We start from the raw sequence: 15,383 nt of genomic DNA, 5'->3' as shown, positions 1-15,383 counted from the left end.
GCCGCCCCACCGCCCAGTCCCATCCTTCCCCCCAAGGGATTCAAGGCGGCCTCCGCACCGGTCGCCGCGAAACCCGCCGTGGTCGAAGTCCGCCCCATCGAGGAATTCCAACAGGACGCCTTCGCCTCCATCCGGAAGCAGGACTTCAACACGGCGCTCGTCCACGCCGACGCCTGCAGGGTCCACCATCCCCAGGCGCCGGAATGCCATCTGCTCCTCGGCGTCCTCCAGGGCCGGGCAGGACAGCGCAAGGCCAGCAGGCACCACTACCGGATGTTCTTGAAGTACGCGCCCGAGGACGCTCCCTACCGGGAGCGCATCTCCGCCATCCTCGAGAAGGATGGTGACATCCAGGGCGACTCTCCCCCTCCCACCTGGCTCCTCGACGCACTGCCCCTGGTCAAGGGGGCTTCTCCCACGAGGCCCGCTCCCAGGGCGGCGACAGCGCCCCAGGAGGCCCCAGCGGTCCCAAGCGAAGCCCTTGAGTTGCACGCGCTCGCCGACAAGCTGATCTCCCAGAACCGCTTCACCGAAGCCCTGGAGAAGGCCGCGAGCTGCGCGGATCGCTACCCCCAGCTCGCGGACTGCCAGCTCTCGCTGGGCCAACTCCATGGCAAGCTCGACAACCTCGCGCTGAGCCAGCGGCACTACGCCCGGTTCCTCACACTCGCGCCCCAAAACCATCCGCTGCGTTCGCGCGTCACTGCAATCCTGCGCAAACAGCAGTAATTGCCTCCCACCGGGTGCTTCCGACTGTTGGCTTCATCCAGAAGCGCGAGCACCTGCATGGAAAGACAAACCAGACGGTGATACCCTGGCATTGCGTCCACCCCCAGGGCGCACTTCCAAAGGACTCCAAGATGAAGATGAAGCTGATCACCGCGAGCGTGTTCATGTTCGGTCTGATCGTCGGAGGCACCTCCGCCACGGCCTCCAGTCCCTCGAAGGACGCCCCCGTGCCCGGCATCACGCAGGAGATGGCGCGCTGCATTTCCGAATGTACGAGCAACGGCGGAAGCCAGACGGCCTGTTGGAACTGCTGCGTGCGCAACATCTGCGAACTGGCGGAGTAGTCCGCTGATTCCGCCACACCACCGCCTGGGAAGGGCTCGGGGAGCCGTTGCCCCCGGTCAATCCCAGGCGGCACCCGAAAAGCCCAGGCCCTCCGCCACCTCCGCGTCCGTGAGCGGACGGAAGGTGCCTTCCGGCACATCCAGCACCACCTCCCCCACCGCTTCACGGTGCAGCGTGAGCACCGGGTGCCCCACCGCTTCGAGCATCCGCTTCACCTGGTGGTGTCGCCCTTCGGTGAGCGTGAGCACCACGACGTCCGGCTCCCGCAGCGCCGCCCCCGCGAGCCGCGTCGTGCCGTCCTCCAGCTCCAGGCCCATCCGCAGCCGCCCCAGCACCTGCTCCGTGGGCAGTCCTTCCACGCGCGCCACGTAGCGCTTGGGCAGGTGCGTCTCCGGCGCCGTCGCGTGCCGGACGAACTGTTCGTCATTGCTGAAGAGCAGCAGGCCCGTGGTGTCTCGGTCCAGGCGGCCCACGGCGTACCACTCGAAGCCCGCGAGCTCCGGGGGCAGCACCGCGCGCAGCCGTTCGAAGACGGTGCCCACGCCTTCGGGGTCGGAGCCGTGCACCACCGGCCCCGCGGGCTTGTGGAACATCAGCGCCCACACCCGCGCCGTGAGGGTCCGCTCCACGCCGTCCAGGCGCACGCGGGACTCCGGCCGCACGGGCGCGAAGAGGTCCTTCTCCACGCGGCCGTCCAACTCCACCCGGCCGTCGCGGATGGCCTGCTCGGCTTCCGCGCGCGGCAGGACACCCGCCCGGCCCAGCGCCCGGGTCAGCCAGTCCGTGCGCGCGCCTTCGGGCACGCCCGGCCCCCGCCGCCTCGCGGCCTCCAACCATCGCGGTGTCTTCTGCTTGCGCGCCATGCACCCTCCTCCGGGTTGCCGCCCGCTGTATCAGATGCGTGACGGCAAGGGGGTCCAAGCCCTCGCGGGCGCATGGGGGCGAGCAGGAGGGCTTGCGGCGCCGTTTGACTCGCCCGGACGGCTCTGCGCATGTGCCGCCCGCCGTGTCCACGCGTCCCTCCGAAACCGCCTCGGCCCCGCCCGAACTCCTCGCCGCGCTCGCGCCGCCGCCTCCCGGCCCCGCCGTGGCCTTCGTGCTGCGCCTGGGCCATGCCCTGCACCGCCATGGGACGCCCGCCCACCGCCTGGAGGGGCTGATGCAGCGGGTGAGCGAGCGGCTGGGCCTGGAGGCCCGCTTCTTCTCCACGCCCACCTCCATCTTCGCCTCCTTCGGCCCGGCCGAGGACCTGCGCACCAGCCTCATCCGCGTGGAGCCCGGCGACATGGACCTGGAGCGCCTCATCCTCCTGGACACGCTCGCGGACGACGTCATCCAGGGGCGCCTCACGCCCTCCGAGGGCGCCACGCGCGTGGAGGCCATCCTCGCCCGTCCCCCGCGCTACGGCCCCGTCCTCCAACTGCTCTGCTGGATGCTGGCCGGCGCCTCCGCCGCCATCCTCTTCGGAGGCGGCTGGAAGGAGATGGGCGTCGCAGGCTTCAGCAGCCTCGTCATCGGGTTGGTGGACCTGGCGACGCGCAAGCAGCCCACCACCGCGCGCGTGCTGGAGCCCGTGGCGGCCGTGCTGTCCGCCGCGTTCGCGGGCATCGCCGCGCACTCCTTCGGTCCCCTGCACGGAGAGGTGGCCACGCTCGCGGGCCTCATCGTCCTCTTGCCCGGCCTCACGCTCACCATCGCCGTCAACGAGGTCGCCACCCGCAACCTCATCTCCGGCACGTCGCGCCTCACGCACGCCGCGCTGGTGTTCCTCCAGTTGGGCTTCGGCGCGGCCCTGGGCAGCCGGGTGGCCACGGTGCTGCCCCCCGTGCCCGTCGGCCCCCTGCCCGCCGGGGTGCCGACCGGGGCCGCCGTCGCGGCGCTCGTGGTGGCGGGCTTCGCCATCGCGGTGCTCTTCCGCGCCCGGCCGCGCGACTGGGGTTGGATTGCCCTGGCCGGCGCCGCCGCGTTCGGGGGCGCCCGGTTGGGCACGCTGCTGCTGGGGCCGCAGTTGGGAGCCTTCGTGGGCGCGCTGCTGCTGGGCATCGGCAGCAACGCGCTGGCGCGGCTTCGCAACCGTCCGTCCGTCACCACCGTGGTGCCGGGTCTGATGTTGCTCGTCCCCGGCAGCGTGGGCTTCCGCAGCCTCGCATCCCTGCTGGAGCGCGACGTGGTGGCGGGCGTGGACACCGCCTTCTCCATGCTGCTCGTCGCGGTGGCGCTGGCGGCGGGCCTGCTGTCCGCCAACGCCATCATGCCCCCGCGCAAGGTGCTCTGAAGGGGCGCTGAAGAGGCTCCGGTGCCCGCTACGAAAGCCGGAGCAGGTACACGCCCGCGAGCGCCACCACGAAGTACGGCACCAGCACCGCCGCGCCCGCGTACTCCTTCGCCATGCGCTGGCCGAAGAACAGCGCCAGCAGCGACAGCGCCGACAGCACCGCCCCCAGGTACGCCAGGAACGGGTTGCCCGAGGCCACGAGCGCCACCGCGCCCGCCGCGCTCAGCGCGCCCGCCGCCAGCTCCATCAACGTGATGACCGCCAGCATCGGCGTCACCAGGCCCTTGAGGGGGGACTTCGCGAAGTGGCCGGTGAGCCACCCCAGGTTCCCCTTCCAGTCCACGACCTTGTCCAGGCCGGACTGCAGAAAGAGGATGGCCAGGAAGACGGCGCACAGGATTTGGGGAAGCCAGAGGGTGAAGCGGGCGGAGTCGAAGGGCGGCATGGCGCCGCACTCTAGCGTCCCCTTCGCCTCCCCCAAGTCTGGTGAGCAGGCGGGCAGGCATTCCGGGCATTCCAGGGGGAATTCTCCCTGCAACATTCCGACCGGGCGGGCTCCCGGGGGAGGGGCAGGCTCCTTAAGTTCGCAAGGCCATGGCCTCCGATCAGGTAGCGCGCCGCGTCTTCGTCGGTCTCATCCTGCTGTCCATCTTCCTCCTGTGCCTGGTCATCCGACCGTTCGCGGAGGCGCTCTTCCTGGCGGCGGTGTTGGCCGGAACGTTCCACGGCCTGCACCGCCGGCTCAAGCGCCGGCTGCGGGGCCACGGCAGCGTGTCCGCGGGCATCATCGTGTCGGGCATCCTGCTGGCCCTGCTCCTGCCGCTGGGCGGCCTCACTGCCTTCGTCGTCGCGGAGGTGTCCGAGGGCGTGCGCTTCGTGTCGCAGACGGTGCAGAAGGACGGCATGGACGGGCTGGTGAACAAGCTTCCCAGCGGTCTCCAGGGGCCCGTGAGCAACCTCATCGAACGGCTCCCGCTGGAGCAGGCGCAGTTGGATCAGAAGCTCCAGGAGCAGGTGACGACCCAGGGCGGCACGGCGGCGAAGGCCGTGACGGGCGCGGTGGCCGCCACGGGCACCCTGCTGCTCCAGGTGACGATGATGCTCATCGCGCTCTTCTTCTTCCTCACCGACGGAGCCCGGCTGGTGCAGTGGATTGAAAGTGTCTCCCCGCTGCGACGGGGCCAGACGCAGGAGCTGCTGCGCGAGTTCCGGAGCACGTCCGTGTCCGTGCTGGTGTCCACGGTGGCCACCGCGGGCGTGCAGGCCGCGGCCGCGCTGATTGGCTTCCTCATCGTGGGGGTGCCGGCGCCGCTGTTCTTCGCGGGCCTCACCTTCTTCTTCGCCCTCATCCCAGCCGTGGGCGCGGCGGTGGTGGTGCTGCTCGCCTCGGGCCTGATGTTGCTCAGCGGGCACCCGTGGGCGGCGCTCTTCCTGGCCATCTGGGGCGTGGTGGTGGTGGGCCTGGTGGACAACGTCGTCAAGCCGCTGCTCGCGAAGAAGGGCATGAACCAGCACGGCGCCATCATCTTCTTCGCGCTCCTGGGCGGACTCGCGGCCTTCGGCGCGGTGGGCCTCCTGCTGGGGCCGCTCATCGTCGCCTTCTTCCTGTCCGTGGTGCGCATCTTCGAACGCGACTACGGCCGGCCCAACGCGCGGCCGGGCGACCCGGCCACCCCGGGTGGCCCGCCGGTGGAACCCGGCGACCGGCGCGTCGTGCTCACGTCGGAGTCGGGGACGCCCCTCACCGACGTGGACACGACGCCCAACCACTGAGCCCCTGAGGCTTCAGGGCGTGGACTTCTTCGGCGCGGCCCCCTTCGTGGCGGGCGGCGCCGAAGTCGTTTCCGGCCCCAGCGCGCGGAACGCCTCTCGCAGCGCGTCCGGCGAAGCCGCGAGCTTCGGGGCCACGGTCCGGGCCTCCGCGGGAGAGAGCCGTCCCAGCAGGCTGCGCTCCAGGTGCTGATCCACGAAGGCCTGGGTGGCGTCCTCCTTCAGGTCCACCACGTCCCCCTTCGCGTCCAGCACCGGTACCACGCGCGGCGAATTGAGCAGCAGCACCGTGGGCACATCCACGGCCTTCACCCGGCGGGCGACCTCGTCGCGCAGCTTCGGGTCGAAGTGGATGCCCTTCTCCTGGACCAGGGCGCGGATGCCCTCGTAGTCACCGGTGGCCTTGATGACCATCAGGCGCGAGAGCAGCTCCCCCACCGCCTCCCGCATCTTTCCGTAGTCCGGCACGGTCAGGTACGTGCGGCCGTTCTCCACCACCGGCTTCACGGCGCCCTTCTCCTCCAGGTACGTCACCGTCATGTGGTGGCCGCGCTGGTGGTCCTCCTCGAACGCGTTGCCCGTCTCCACGCGGCGCAGGTTGGTGAGGCCTTCCACCAGGAAGTCCCGGTACATCTGCTTCGCGATGGCGTCATGGTCCGGCGACAGCTCCGAGAGCGCCGGGTCGAAGGCGTGCCACAGCGCGATGAGGTCCGCGCGGGCCTCCTCCAGCGTGTTGTCGTATTCCTTCAGGAAGACGGACGGGGACTGGCCCTTGAGCTTCGCGTCCACCTGCCCGGAGGCGTGGCCCAGCACCTCGTGGAAGGCGACCAGCCACTTGCGCGCGGTGACCGAATACTTCCGCGCCTGCTCGCGGTCCTCCGCCGTGCGGGAGAACTCCAACGCCAGGGGCAGCCGCGTCACGGCGGAAGCCGCCTCCATGACGTTGGTCACCATCACGCTCTTGCTGCCGTACTTCTCGCGGACGTGTTGCTCGTTGGGCAGGTTGATGCCCGCGGGCGGCTGCGGGTTGGAGGTGATGACGTTGATGGCCTTGGCGACCGGCGGCGCGACCTTCTTGCGGCGGTATTGCTCCGGCCAGGGCAGCCGGTCCTCGAAGGACTGGGCCTTGCGACCCATGAGCTCCATGATCTGGTTCTCCTTCGCGTCGCGGTAGTTGATCAACCCCTGCCACTGCCCCTTGTGGCCGCGCGGGTCGACGTACGTCTCGATGAAGCCCAGGTTGGCGTCCACCTTCGGATCCACCTTGAGCCACGCGATGTTGTACGCGTCCCAGTCCTTGGGGCTGCCCGTCTGGAAGTAGCGGACCAGCTTGCCCAGCGCGGCCTTGTGCGCGGGCTCCGCGGACTTCATCGCCTCCTGGAGGTGCGTGATGACGCGCGACAATTCCTTCGCGTACAGCCCCGGCTTCACCTTGCCGTCCGGCGTGCCGGCGCGGAACACCTGCTCCACGAGCTTGCCGTTCTCCTTCACCACGCGCGAGTTGAGCGGGTACTTCTCCTGGAAGCCCTCCAGGTCCTTCAACGTCACGCCAGGGCCGTAGGCGGTGTTGGAGGACGCGGTGAGCAGGTCCTGTCCCGGAGGCGGGGCCTTGGAGGTGAGCTGCGGTTCGAAGGCCGCGTCGAAGAGGGTGGGCTTCAAGTCCTGGAGCCAGGCCTTGAGCGCCGCCTCGTCCTTCACCGGGAAGGGAGCGCCGACCGCGAGGGCGCGCGTGGCGGCGGCGTCGAGTTGCTCGAAGGTGAAGCCCGGGACGAACTTCTGACCCGTGGTGCTGTCGTGGTTGCCGCCGTGGCCGTAGAAGCGCAGCAGGTACTCCGCCAGCTTCGTGTCGAAGCCAGACGTCTCGGTCTGGGCATCCCGGCCGAAGAGCCAGGCGCCTTCGAGCAGCCGCTTGGCCGGGACCAGCTTCCAGCCCATTTGGTCGTACGCGATGTCCTCGCCCGCGTGCGCCGCGAGCGTCAGGGACCACGCCACGCGCTTCTCCGCCGCGGAGAGCTCCGCGACGCCGGGCGCGAACATCTGCGCGACGGCGGTGTTGCCGGAGCGGGCGCGGAGGAACTTCCCCCCGGGCACGGTGAGGCTGGGCTGCTTGACCTGTGCGGGGGGCGTGGCGGGCGCCGGGGAAGACGGCGGAGTGGAGGGCGCGGCGGCGAGGACGGCGGCCAGCAGCAGGGGCTTCATGGAGGCTCCGGGGAGACGTGACTGGGGACGTGGCTATCGCGCGCGCGCGGTGGACTCAAGCCGCGCGCGGTCGTACCTCTCGCGGGTGGACAGGGCGGGCAGCAAGCGCGTCGCGCCCAGGGTCCCCCGAGGCACATCACTTCTTGAAGGCAGTGATGTAGCGACCCGCGTGCTCATTGCCGGCCTTCGCCTCTCGCGTCCAGACCGCCTCCGTCTGGGCTGCCGCGTTCCGTACGAACGCCTCGACAAGCTCCTCATCTGTCACGCTCAGATTCAATTCCTCGCATTTCCGTTCACCATTATTTCCACCATGCAGAGCAGGAGCAGAAAAACTCCCATCCTCAAGAGAGCAGACGAAGCTGGCTGTGGGAGCTTGCCCCCTTGCATGACTCAATGATATCCGCCTCAGCATGGATAGCTCGATTCAATGGGTTGCGCTTGCGTTGGGCTTGGTGCTCGGCGTCGGCTGCGCAACCGCACCGCGGGAGTCGGGGCCCAGATCGACGCACGAGTACCTGGCGCAAACCGAGGCCGCCTGCCGGCCTGGTGAGCTGAGCACCATTTGCTGTTGGAAGAAGTACCGAAGCGCTGATGCGTGCGGGATGACCGCAGCCGAAGCAGCCACGCTCATGCAGGGCGTGCGAGAGGCGACAAAAGCGACCAGCGCGGAGGCCGACGATCCCGACGAGGGCTGGAGAGAGCACTGCATCGAGCAATACAAACAATGCCAGTCCTTGCGCTGGGGTGGCAATTGCAGCGACTGCATGGAGTGGTGCAAGGGGCAACGTCAATGGCCATTCCACCGATGCGGTCCCTCGGTGGCGCCATGAACCCAGACGATTGGGACAAGGTGATCATCCTCGGGCGTGCGCTGGCAGCAGGTGAGGAGCTACCGCAGGATGCGGAGCTGCCTGCCCTGCTGATACGCATGGCGCCCCAGGTGGGGCTCAGCGCGGCGGATGCACAGCCATCACTCGCCACGCCCGCCGACACGACTGCGCTCGTCCGGGAGATCCACCGCAGGACCCGTGATGGCTCCTACCGGCTCGGCAGGGCCTTCAGTGCGGCGGCCAAACTGAAGGACGGGGGCGACAGGGCAGGGGCGCGCAAGGTGTTAGAGGACGCGTTGGCGGTCGAGGTTGTTCCGCTCTACCGCGACCAACTCCGCGCGTACCTGGCTCAAGTAGACGACCCGGACAAGACCTGACCCGTCTCGCCCCGGCCCGCACCGTCCGGAGTTGGCAGTAGCGGCTCCTGCTTCGCCCCTGTGAGTGAGTCCTCCCAGAGGCCTGGAACGCCCCCTGCCCGCGTCACCTTCAACGGCCCATCGCGTACGGTCCGCCCTTCTCCACGGCGCGCTGATACGCGGGGCGTGCGTGCAGGCGGTCCAGGTAGGCCGTCAGGTTCGGATACTCACCGAGCAGGCGGAACGCGCGCGCCGACTCCAGCACGAAGCTGTTCTGGAGGTCCGCGCCCGTCAGCGCGTTGCCCACCAGGAACTCGCGACCCTGGAGCACGCCTTCCATGTAGCCCAGGTGGTTCTTCAGCTCGGACTCGATGCGCGGCATCAGCGGGGCTCCCGCCTCTCCCAATCGCTTCACGTAGAGCAACTGCATGAGGGGCAGCATCGCGGAGCCTTCCGCGAAGTGGAGCCAGTACGTGTAGGCGTCCTGGTCCTCCGGCGCGGGCCCGAGGCGCCCCTTCCCGTGGCGGCGGATGAGGGTCTCGATGATGGCCCCTGACTCCGCCAGCATGCGGCCGTCGTCCTCCACCACCGGCGACTTGCCCAGCGGATGGATGGCCTTGAGCTCCGGCGGGGCCAGCCGCGTCTTCGGGTCGCGCTGATACCGGATGATTTCGTAGTCGAGCCCCAGCTCCTCCAGGAGCCAGAGGATGCGCTGCGAGCGCGATTCATTGAGGTGGTGGACCTTCAGCATGGAACGGGCTCCTCGCGTCCGCACCCGGGACGCACGAAGCGCCACTCTTCCAGGTCATCCCTCCCCCGTCGCGCTCCTCGCTGCGGGTGTTCATCAACGGACCGCCCCGGGCCGCCTCCGCCCAAAAAAACCGGGCCCGAAAGGCCGCCCGTGGAGGCGACGCTTCCGGGCCCGGGTCCCACCGAAGCCTGTTAGTACGCCGAACCGTTGGCGCGCTTGCCGGGCGAGCTGCTGGTGCCCGACACGGCCGTGTGCAGCGCGAAGCTGGCGGTGGAGGTCGCATCCGGGCTGCGGTTGGCGGACACGCCGTCCGTACCCGCGAGCCCCGACGCGAAGGTGACCGTATCCACCGCCGTGCCGGACGCGCTCTTCAGCGTCACCGTGTCACCGCTGTTCGACAGGCCCAGCGTGCCCGTGGACGCCGCCACCGCGCCCACCGTGCCGGACGGGATGCCCGCCGCGCCACCGAACACCACCACCGCCTTGCCCGCCGCCACCGTGGTGCCGCTCGGGAAGGTGTGACGCACGCTCGCGCTGTCCGACAGCGTGTAGCCGCTCAGGTCCACCGCCGCCGTGCCGGTGTTCACCAGCTCCACGAACTCCCCGTTCACATCCGAGCCCGCCTCGTTCAGCAGCACCTCATTGATGAACACCTGCCCGGTACCGCCCGTGCCGCCCGTGGTGATGGCGAAGGCGCCGTTGTTCAGGTCGTTGAGGGACGCATTGCTCGCGTCGCTCACCCGCACCCAGGCGTTGGTGCTGGCGGTGCCGGGCACCGTCCACGCGAAGCTGCCGGAGGAAGCACCCGTGCTGGTCGTCAGCGTCGTCCAGGTGGAGCCGTTCAGCGAATACTCCACCTTCACGTTGGAGATGCCGGACGACGTCCAGGTGATGGTGCGCGCGGAGCCGCCCGTCCAGCTCTCACCGCCATTGGGCGACAGCACCGTCACCGAGCTGGAGGTCGTGCTGTCCGACGGGATGAGGAAGTCCTTGATGATGGCCATGTGCTGCATGCCGGACGCGCCGCTGTCCGCCGCCAGCGCGGGAGAGATGCCGGAGATGGGCGAATACACGCGCGTGTCCGCGACGAGCCCGCTGGCGAAGGAGTTCGTGCCGATGACGACGGCCGTCTGGTAGGCGCGCAGGTCGTTGTCCACCAGCACGTGGTCATAGGGCGAGCTGCGGCCCGCGTTGGTGTTGGTGTTGCCATTGCGGTCCGCCGGGTACGGCGCCGCCGTGGACACCACGCTGGAGAAGGTGCTGAACGTCGCCTCGCTGCGGCTGCCGGTGTTGAAGTCACCGCCAATCACCAGGTAGTCGCTGGCGGGCACGTTGGCGTTGATGAACTTCACCAGGTTGGACGCCTCCGTGTTGCGGACGCTGGAGCCCGTCGTGAGCAGGTGCACGCTCACCGCCCACAGGTCCTTGGGCCCCGGGATGTCGATGCGCGCCCACGCGAAGTCGCGGTTGGACACCTGCGTGTCGTCCCACTCACCCGCCGCGATGATGGGGTAGCGGCTGATGATGCCATTGGGAATCTGGGCCCCGGCCTCCCGGTAGTACGAGAAGCCGGTGCCGAAGGCCGTATCCACGAAGCTGCGGATGTCCGCCGCGGAGTCCGTCTTGTAGTTGAACTCCTGGATCATCACGACGTCGGGGTCGGTGCCCTGGAAGATGCGGATGCCGTGTCCCGGGTCGTAGTCCTGGCCGGTGCCGCTGCTTGTATTCGCCGCCATCAAGCGCAGGCGGACATTGGCCAGCCCGTCCTCACGCGTGGCCAGCTCCGTCGCGCTCTCCTCCGACGCCTCCGGCCCACCGCACGCGGCAAGAGCCGCGCAGACCAGGGAGAAGGACCACGTTCGCCAGGAGGCGGCAGGCCGCCGGAAGAGGTCTTGTTTCAGGCTCACGATGTTTCATCCTGCTCCCGGAAAGGCCAGGAGCCGTAGGGGGTCTGGGACGTCACGGCAGCGCCGCGCACGCAGTATTCCGCGTACTCGACGCCCTGCGCGTTTATCCGTCACAAACTCCGAAACGTTGCGTGAACGGCCTGTCAACAGCCCCAGGCTTTATTACACAATGTTACATGGCGGCGGTGGTGGAGAGCGCTACGAAGGCGTAGCGGATGCCCTTGCCCAGGGTGACGAAGAAGATGAACGGCACGGGGCGCACGCCCACGAAGCCGCCGGCGAGGACGAACGCGTCGCCCAGGATGGGCAGCCACGACATGAGGAGCGCGGGGGCGCCCCAGGTGCGCAGCTTCGCCTCGGTGCGCGCCATGCGGGGGCCTTCCTTCTCACGCCGTCGCGCGAACCAGCGACCCACGGGTCCGCCGCCACCGCGCGACACCCATTGCCCCAGGATGTAGAGCGTCAGGGCGCCCAGTACGTTGCCCACGGTGGCCACCACTGTGGCCGTCACGGGCGGCGTGCCGTTGTAGATGAGCGCGGCGAGCATCGCCTCGGAGGGCACCGGCACCACGGAGCCCGCCAGCATCGCGACGAAGAACATCCCGGGCAGGCCCCAGGTGGACAGCGTGGTCGGCTCGGGCACGGGCATGGGTGATGCGGGCCATACACCCTGGGCCGGCCGGCCGTCTTGTCCGCGGTGTCGGGCCGTGCTCGCCGCCCTGCCCTCCGGGGCCAGGAGGTGTCCGTCCCCGGGGGCAGCGGCACGGAACGGGTTGTAGGCCAGGGTGGGGGTCTCCACCCTCCTGGGCATGCGACGACCTTCACGGGAGCGGACAAGCATGCGGTCCATCGACACCGAGGACGAGCGGATTGCCTCCCTGCTCATCGCCGACGAGGAGGACCTGCCCTTCGAGGGTTCCCGGGACGTGGAGGTGCGGCTGCGCGACGGGCGCCGCTTCGTCCTCACCGTGCACACGCTGGAGGCACTGGAGGCGCGGCTGGGCGGCGCGCCTTCCTTTGTGTCGCCCCGCATCGTCCTGGTGCGGCGGATGTCGGATGGCGCGCTGCTGCACGCGGTGCGCTCGGCGTTGGATCAGGGCCTGGAGCGGTTCGGCACGCTCCAGGCATTCATCGAAGAGTAGGCCGCGTCAGGGCTGGGGCGCGGGCTGTGCGGTCCCGGTGAGGGGTCCCGCCACCTGTCGGCCCTGACGCCACACGGAGGCGATGCGGTCCACGGCGGTGATGTCGGTGGACGGGTCGCCCTCCACGAGGAGCAGGTCGGCGCGACGGCCCGGAGCGATGCGTCCGCGGTCCTTGAGCTTCAGCAGGTCCGCCGCGTTCCCGGTGGCGACCGCGAGCGCCTGGACCGGCGTGAGGCCGGCGATGACCATCAACTTCAGCTCCCGGTGCTCCGCATAGCCGGGGATGCGCAGCGGGGTGGCGCCGGAGTCGGTGCCGAAGCCCACCTTCACGCCCGCGTCGTACAGCGCCTTGAGGTTCGTCTGGTTGGTGGAGAGGGCATGGCGCGCCTCATCCGCCTTGGGGTCTTCCAGGGTCTTCTTGCGCCACGCGGCGTCCTGGAACTGCGCGCGCAGCTCGGGCGACAGCGCGGGGGCGAGCAGCGGGTCGTCCACGAGCGTGGGTAGGTCCGCGTAGACGACGGTGGCCTCGTCCAGTTCCAGCGTGGGCACGTACCAGACACCGCGCTTCTTCATCTCCTGGATGAAGGCCGCGTCCACGGGCTGGTCCCTCACGCCGTGCGCGATGATGTCCACACCCACGGCCACCACGGCGCGAGCATCCTCCAGGTCATGGATGTGGGCGGCGACGCGCAGGCCCTGCTTGTGGGACTCGTCGATGACGGCCTGGTAGATGTCAGGCTTCATCTTGGGAACCTTGCCCAGGAAGCTGTCCACCCAGACCTTCACGAGGTCCACGCGGTTCTTCGCCAGGGTGCGCACCGCGGCGCGGGCCTCCTCCGCCGTCGCCGGGCGGAAGAGCTGATCCGGCGCGTTGTTCGTCATCGCCTGGGGCGGTCCGCCCTCTGGCACACCGATGCCCTGCCCCGCGCCGAACAGGTCCGCGCCGGTGAAGGTGTCCGCGTGCGCTTGCTTGCGGACCTCGTTGAACAGCGGCCGGTTCATCCCGAGCGCCGTCACGGTGGTGACGCCATACGCGGCGAACTGGCGCAATTGCCGCTCGATGTTCTCGCGCGTGTAGTTCTGGGAGCCCACGGTGGTGCCCACCGTCTGGCCCACGTGGCTGTGGTCGGAGATGAGACCGGGCAGCAGCGTCTTGCCCGCGAAGTCGATGACCTCCGCGCCCTTGGGAACCTTCGCCTTGTCGGCCGGCCCCACGGAGACGATGCGCCCATCGCGTACCACCACCGCGGCGTTCTCCAGCGGTGCGCCGCCCGAGCCGTCCAGTACCCGCCCGCCCCGGAAGACGACGGTGCGCGAGGGTGGAGGCGCCGCGCTGGCGGACGGCAGCATGGCGAAGGCAAGCAAGGCGGCGGTCAGGATCCGGAGGCGCATGGCGGGTTCTCCTGGGGGACGCTCCGACCCTAAGGAACGGGCCTTTGCGCGGACAACCTTTTCAGCGGCTCGATGTTCGGGGGTCATCCAGCCACCGCTCCAACGGTGCTACAGGCCGGGCTCGCCGCCTCGCGAGGACGGAAAACCAACGGCGCACCGCGGCGGGCACGTGACTTCCCCCGGGAAGCCTGAAGGCGTGGGTATGCTGCGCGCCCGATGGATGAACCCGGCCTGCAATACCCCGGAGAAGCCCTGCGCAGTTGGCTGCGTCAGTTCGCCAAGACGCCCGTGGCGGAGACGACGTTGCGCCTGCTGGTCGTCCTGGCGGACACGGTGTTCTTCGCGAGCCTGGGCCGGGAGGAAGGCGAGGCCACGCGCGTGCGCATCGCCTACCACGCGCAGGGCCTGCCGGGCCTCCAGGCCGTGCGGGAGACGGTCTTCATCGGCGGTGTGAGGGGCCACCGGCAGGCCTGGGAGACGCTGCCCCTGGAGCCCAAGTCGAGCATCACCGACTTCAGCGTGGAGGCGCTGGTGAAGCTGGCGCCCGCCGCGCACCTGCCGCGCACGGCGGTGGTGGTGGGGCCGCGCGAAGGCAAGCTGCGCATCCAGGGGCTGGCGCGCCGGGTGGAATACACGGAGTTCCACGCGGAAGGCGAAGAGGACGTCTTCATCCTCCACGCGCCCGAACCGGGTCACTTGGTGGTGAGCACGCAGGGCCGCGAGGTGTTCCGCTACGAGCAGGGCGCCCCGGTGCCGCCGGGCCGGCGCGTGGCGCTGCACGACCTGCTCTTCCATGAGGACAGCGCGGTGCGCTCGGCGCTGATGGAGCATTGCGCCACGCTGGTGGAGTCGCTGCCCAAGGTGCAGCCGCTGATGGGCGGCAACCGCGAGTGGTACGTGTCCAACGCAGTGCACGGCCTCATCCGGAAGATGGGCGGCCTGCACCACGGCGGGTTGATTGCCTTTCTGCCCAAGCAGCACGACCTGGACCGCTTCCGCACGCGAGGCAAGTACAGCCTGCCCCCGGGACAGGGCTCGCTGCTGCGGGAGCGATTGCAGCGCTTCGTCCAGGCGAGAGCGGACCTCATCAACGGCGCGTGGCGCGCGGAGGCCGGGCGGACGGTGTCGGAAGCGGAGCCTCCCGAGGATCCGGAGTTGAAGAAGGCCGCCGCCGAACACGACGACAAGGTGACGGAGAGCGACTTCCAGGCGCTGGTGGAGAGCATTGGCCAGCTCACCGCGGTGGACAACGCGCTGGTGCTGGGACCGGAGCTGGAGGTGGTCTGCGCGGGGTATCAGATCGCCATCCCGCGCAGCGGCCCGCCCCAGGTGTTCGAAGCGCGCACGCTCCAGGGCCGGCCCGGGCCGCACTACCCCATCGGCCAGCACGGCTCGCGCCACCGGGCGGCGGCCGTCTTCGCCAACCAGCACTCCGGCGCCATCGTGTTCGTCGCGTCCCAGGACGGCCCGGTCCGCTGTCTGCACCGGCCGCCCGGCAAGAAGAAGGTGCTGCTCTGGAGCCTCCTCCTGACGGAGGACTGAGTTCCCGCGCGGCCCGCCATCCGGGGCAGCCACTGCCGACTTCAAGGGTCCCCGAGGGGGTCCTGGTCCATCCGGAACATTGTCATGGTACAATCCATTGAGCGTCCCATGACAGCTGGACTTCGGCGGAGATGCCGAAGCCCGG

The 15,383-nt window shown here is 69.6% G+C and carries 14 protein-coding genes and 1 pseudogene; 7 read left to right on the top strand and 8 right to left on the bottom strand.

Features of this window, described 5'->3' with window-relative positions:
* Both D7V88_RS16470 and D7V88_RS16465 read left to right on the top strand, forming a co-directional pair.
* Positions 1-729 (top strand): annotated as a pseudogene (locus tag D7V88_RS16470) (hypothetical protein); the annotation flags it as partial.
* Positions 730-860: 131 nt separating this feature from the next.
* Positions 861-1,073, top strand: coding sequence for a hypothetical protein (locus D7V88_RS16465; RefSeq protein ID WP_120541592.1), 213 nt, complete (start codon positions 861-863; stop codon positions 1,071-1,073).
* A 57-nt stretch (positions 1,074-1,130) separates the two neighbouring features.
* Here D7V88_RS16465 and D7V88_RS16460 read toward each other — a convergent pair whose 3' ends face one another.
* Positions 1,131-1,937: a pseudouridine synthase gene (locus tag D7V88_RS16460; protein ID WP_120541591.1), complete on the bottom strand. Its 807-nt coding sequence runs from the start codon at positions 1,935-1,937 to the stop codon at positions 1,131-1,133.
* 143 nt (positions 1,938-2,080) lie between these two features.
* Here D7V88_RS16460 and D7V88_RS16455 point away from each other — a divergent pair, with 143 nt between their 5' ends.
* Positions 2,081-3,349 (top strand): threonine/serine exporter family protein, encoded by a 1,269-nt coding sequence (locus tag D7V88_RS16455; protein ID WP_120541596.1) that lies wholly within the window; start codon positions 2,081-2,083, stop codon positions 3,347-3,349.
* A gap of 28 nt (positions 3,350-3,377) precedes the next feature.
* On the opposite strand, the gene D7V88_RS16450 is transcribed toward D7V88_RS16455, so the two are convergent.
* The gene (locus tag D7V88_RS16450) at positions 3,378-3,794 is read right to left on the bottom strand and encodes a DoxX family protein (protein ID WP_120541590.1); all 417 of its coding nucleotides are present in this window, start codon (positions 3,792-3,794) and stop codon (positions 3,378-3,380) included.
* A 149-nt stretch (positions 3,795-3,943) separates the two neighbouring features.
* Here D7V88_RS16450 and D7V88_RS16445 point away from each other — a divergent pair, with 149 nt between their 5' ends.
* Positions 3,944-5,122, top strand: a complete 1,179-nt coding sequence (locus D7V88_RS16445; protein ID WP_120541589.1) for an AI-2E family transporter — start codon at positions 3,944-3,946, stop codon at positions 5,120-5,122.
* Positions 5,123-5,134: 12 nt separating this feature from the next.
* Here D7V88_RS16445 and D7V88_RS16440 read toward each other — a convergent pair whose 3' ends face one another.
* Entirely contained in the window at positions 5,135-7,318 is a 2,184-nt protein-coding gene (locus D7V88_RS16440) for a dipeptidyl-peptidase 3 family protein (RefSeq protein ID WP_120541588.1), read from the bottom strand.
* A 136-nt stretch (positions 7,319-7,454) separates the two neighbouring features.
* The gene (locus D7V88_RS45175) at positions 7,455-7,583 is read right to left on the bottom strand and encodes a hypothetical protein (RefSeq protein WP_279636040.1); all 129 of its coding nucleotides are present in this window, start codon (positions 7,581-7,583) and stop codon (positions 7,455-7,457) included.
* A gap of 561 nt (positions 7,584-8,144) precedes the next feature.
* On the opposite strand from D7V88_RS45175, the gene D7V88_RS16435 reads away from it, so the two are divergent.
* On the top strand, positions 8,145-8,525 hold the full coding sequence (locus D7V88_RS16435; RefSeq protein WP_120541595.1) for a DUSAM domain-containing protein: 381 nt from the start codon (positions 8,145-8,147) through the stop codon (positions 8,523-8,525).
* Between the two features lie 109 nt (positions 8,526-8,634).
* Here D7V88_RS16435 and D7V88_RS16430 read toward each other — a convergent pair whose 3' ends face one another.
* The 3 genes from D7V88_RS16430 to D7V88_RS16420 all read right to left on the bottom strand — a co-directional run bounded on the left by D7V88_RS16430 (position 8,635) and on the right by D7V88_RS16420 (position 11,811).
* Positions 8,635-9,255 carry a glutathione S-transferase family protein gene (locus tag D7V88_RS16430; protein ID WP_120541587.1) on the bottom strand — a complete coding sequence of 207 codons (621 nt, stop codon included), beginning with the start codon at positions 9,253-9,255 and terminating at the stop codon, positions 8,635-8,637.
* A 191-nt stretch (positions 9,256-9,446) separates the two neighbouring features.
* Positions 9,447-11,162 (bottom strand): lamin tail domain-containing protein, encoded by a 1,716-nt coding sequence (locus tag D7V88_RS16425; RefSeq protein ID WP_120541586.1) that lies wholly within the window; start codon positions 11,160-11,162, stop codon positions 9,447-9,449.
* Positions 11,163-11,334: 172 nt separating this feature from the next.
* Entirely contained in the window at positions 11,335-11,811 is a 477-nt protein-coding gene (locus D7V88_RS16420; RefSeq protein ID WP_372241088.1) for a YqaA family protein, read from the bottom strand.
* Positions 11,812-12,001: 190 nt separating this feature from the next.
* Here D7V88_RS16420 and D7V88_RS16415 point away from each other — a divergent pair, with 190 nt between their 5' ends.
* Complete coding sequence (locus D7V88_RS16415; protein WP_120541585.1) at positions 12,002-12,304, top strand: hypothetical protein; 303 nt, start codon at positions 12,002-12,004, stop codon at positions 12,302-12,304.
* A gap of 6 nt (positions 12,305-12,310) precedes the next feature.
* On the opposite strand, the gene D7V88_RS16410 is transcribed toward D7V88_RS16415, so the two are convergent.
* Positions 12,311-13,696 (bottom strand): amidohydrolase family protein, encoded by a 1,386-nt coding sequence (locus D7V88_RS16410; RefSeq protein ID WP_120541584.1) that lies wholly within the window; start codon positions 13,694-13,696, stop codon positions 12,311-12,313.
* 216 nt (positions 13,697-13,912) lie between these two features.
* On the opposite strand from D7V88_RS16410, the gene D7V88_RS16405 reads away from it, so the two are divergent.
* The gene (locus D7V88_RS16405; RefSeq protein ID WP_120541583.1) at positions 13,913-15,238 is read left to right on the top strand and encodes a putative sensor domain DACNV-containing protein; all 1,326 of its coding nucleotides are present in this window, start codon (positions 13,913-13,915) and stop codon (positions 15,236-15,238) included.
* Positions 15,239-15,383: the final 145 nt, after the last annotated feature.

The sequence above is a fragment of the Corallococcus terminator genome, assembly GCF_003611635.1.
Lineage (GTDB): Bacteria > Myxococcota > Myxococcia > Myxococcales > Myxococcaceae > Corallococcus > Corallococcus terminator.
This window is presented reverse-complemented; position numbering and strand designations above follow the sequence as displayed.

Coding starts and splice junctions, on each gene's coding strand:
- D7V88_RS16465 (WP_120541592.1), top strand. CDS start 861: ATGAAGATGAAGCTGATCACCGCGAGCGTGTTCATGTTCGGTCTGATC.
- D7V88_RS16460 (WP_120541591.1), bottom strand. CDS start 1,937: ATGGCGCGCAAGCAGAAGACACCGCGATGGTTGGAGGCCGCGAGGCGG.
- D7V88_RS16450 (WP_120541590.1), bottom strand. CDS start 3,794: ATGCCGCCCTTCGACTCCGCCCGCTTCACCCTCTGGCTTCCCCAAATC.
- D7V88_RS16445 (WP_120541589.1), top strand. CDS start 3,944: ATGGCCTCCGATCAGGTAGCGCGCCGCGTCTTCGTCGGTCTCATCCTG.
- D7V88_RS16440 (WP_120541588.1), bottom strand. CDS start 7,318: ATGAAGCCCCTGCTGCTGGCCGCCGTCCTCGCCGCCGCGCCCTCCACT.
- D7V88_RS16435 (WP_120541595.1), top strand. CDS start 8,145: ATGAACCCAGACGATTGGGACAAGGTGATCATCCTCGGGCGTGCGCTG.
- D7V88_RS16430 (WP_120541587.1), bottom strand. CDS start 9,255: ATGCTGAAGGTCCACCACCTCAATGAATCGCGCTCGCAGCGCATCCTC.
- D7V88_RS16420 (WP_372241088.1), bottom strand. CDS start 11,811: ATGCCCGTGCCCGAGCCGACCACGCTGTCCACCTGGGGCCTGCCCGGG.
- D7V88_RS16415 (WP_120541585.1), top strand. CDS start 12,002: ATGCGGTCCATCGACACCGAGGACGAGCGGATTGCCTCCCTGCTCATC.
- D7V88_RS16410 (WP_120541584.1), bottom strand. CDS start 13,696: ATGCGCCTCCGGATCCTGACCGCCGCCTTGCTTGCCTTCGCCATGCTG.
- D7V88_RS16405 (WP_120541583.1), top strand. CDS start 13,913: ATGGATGAACCCGGCCTGCAATACCCCGGAGAAGCCCTGCGCAGTTGG.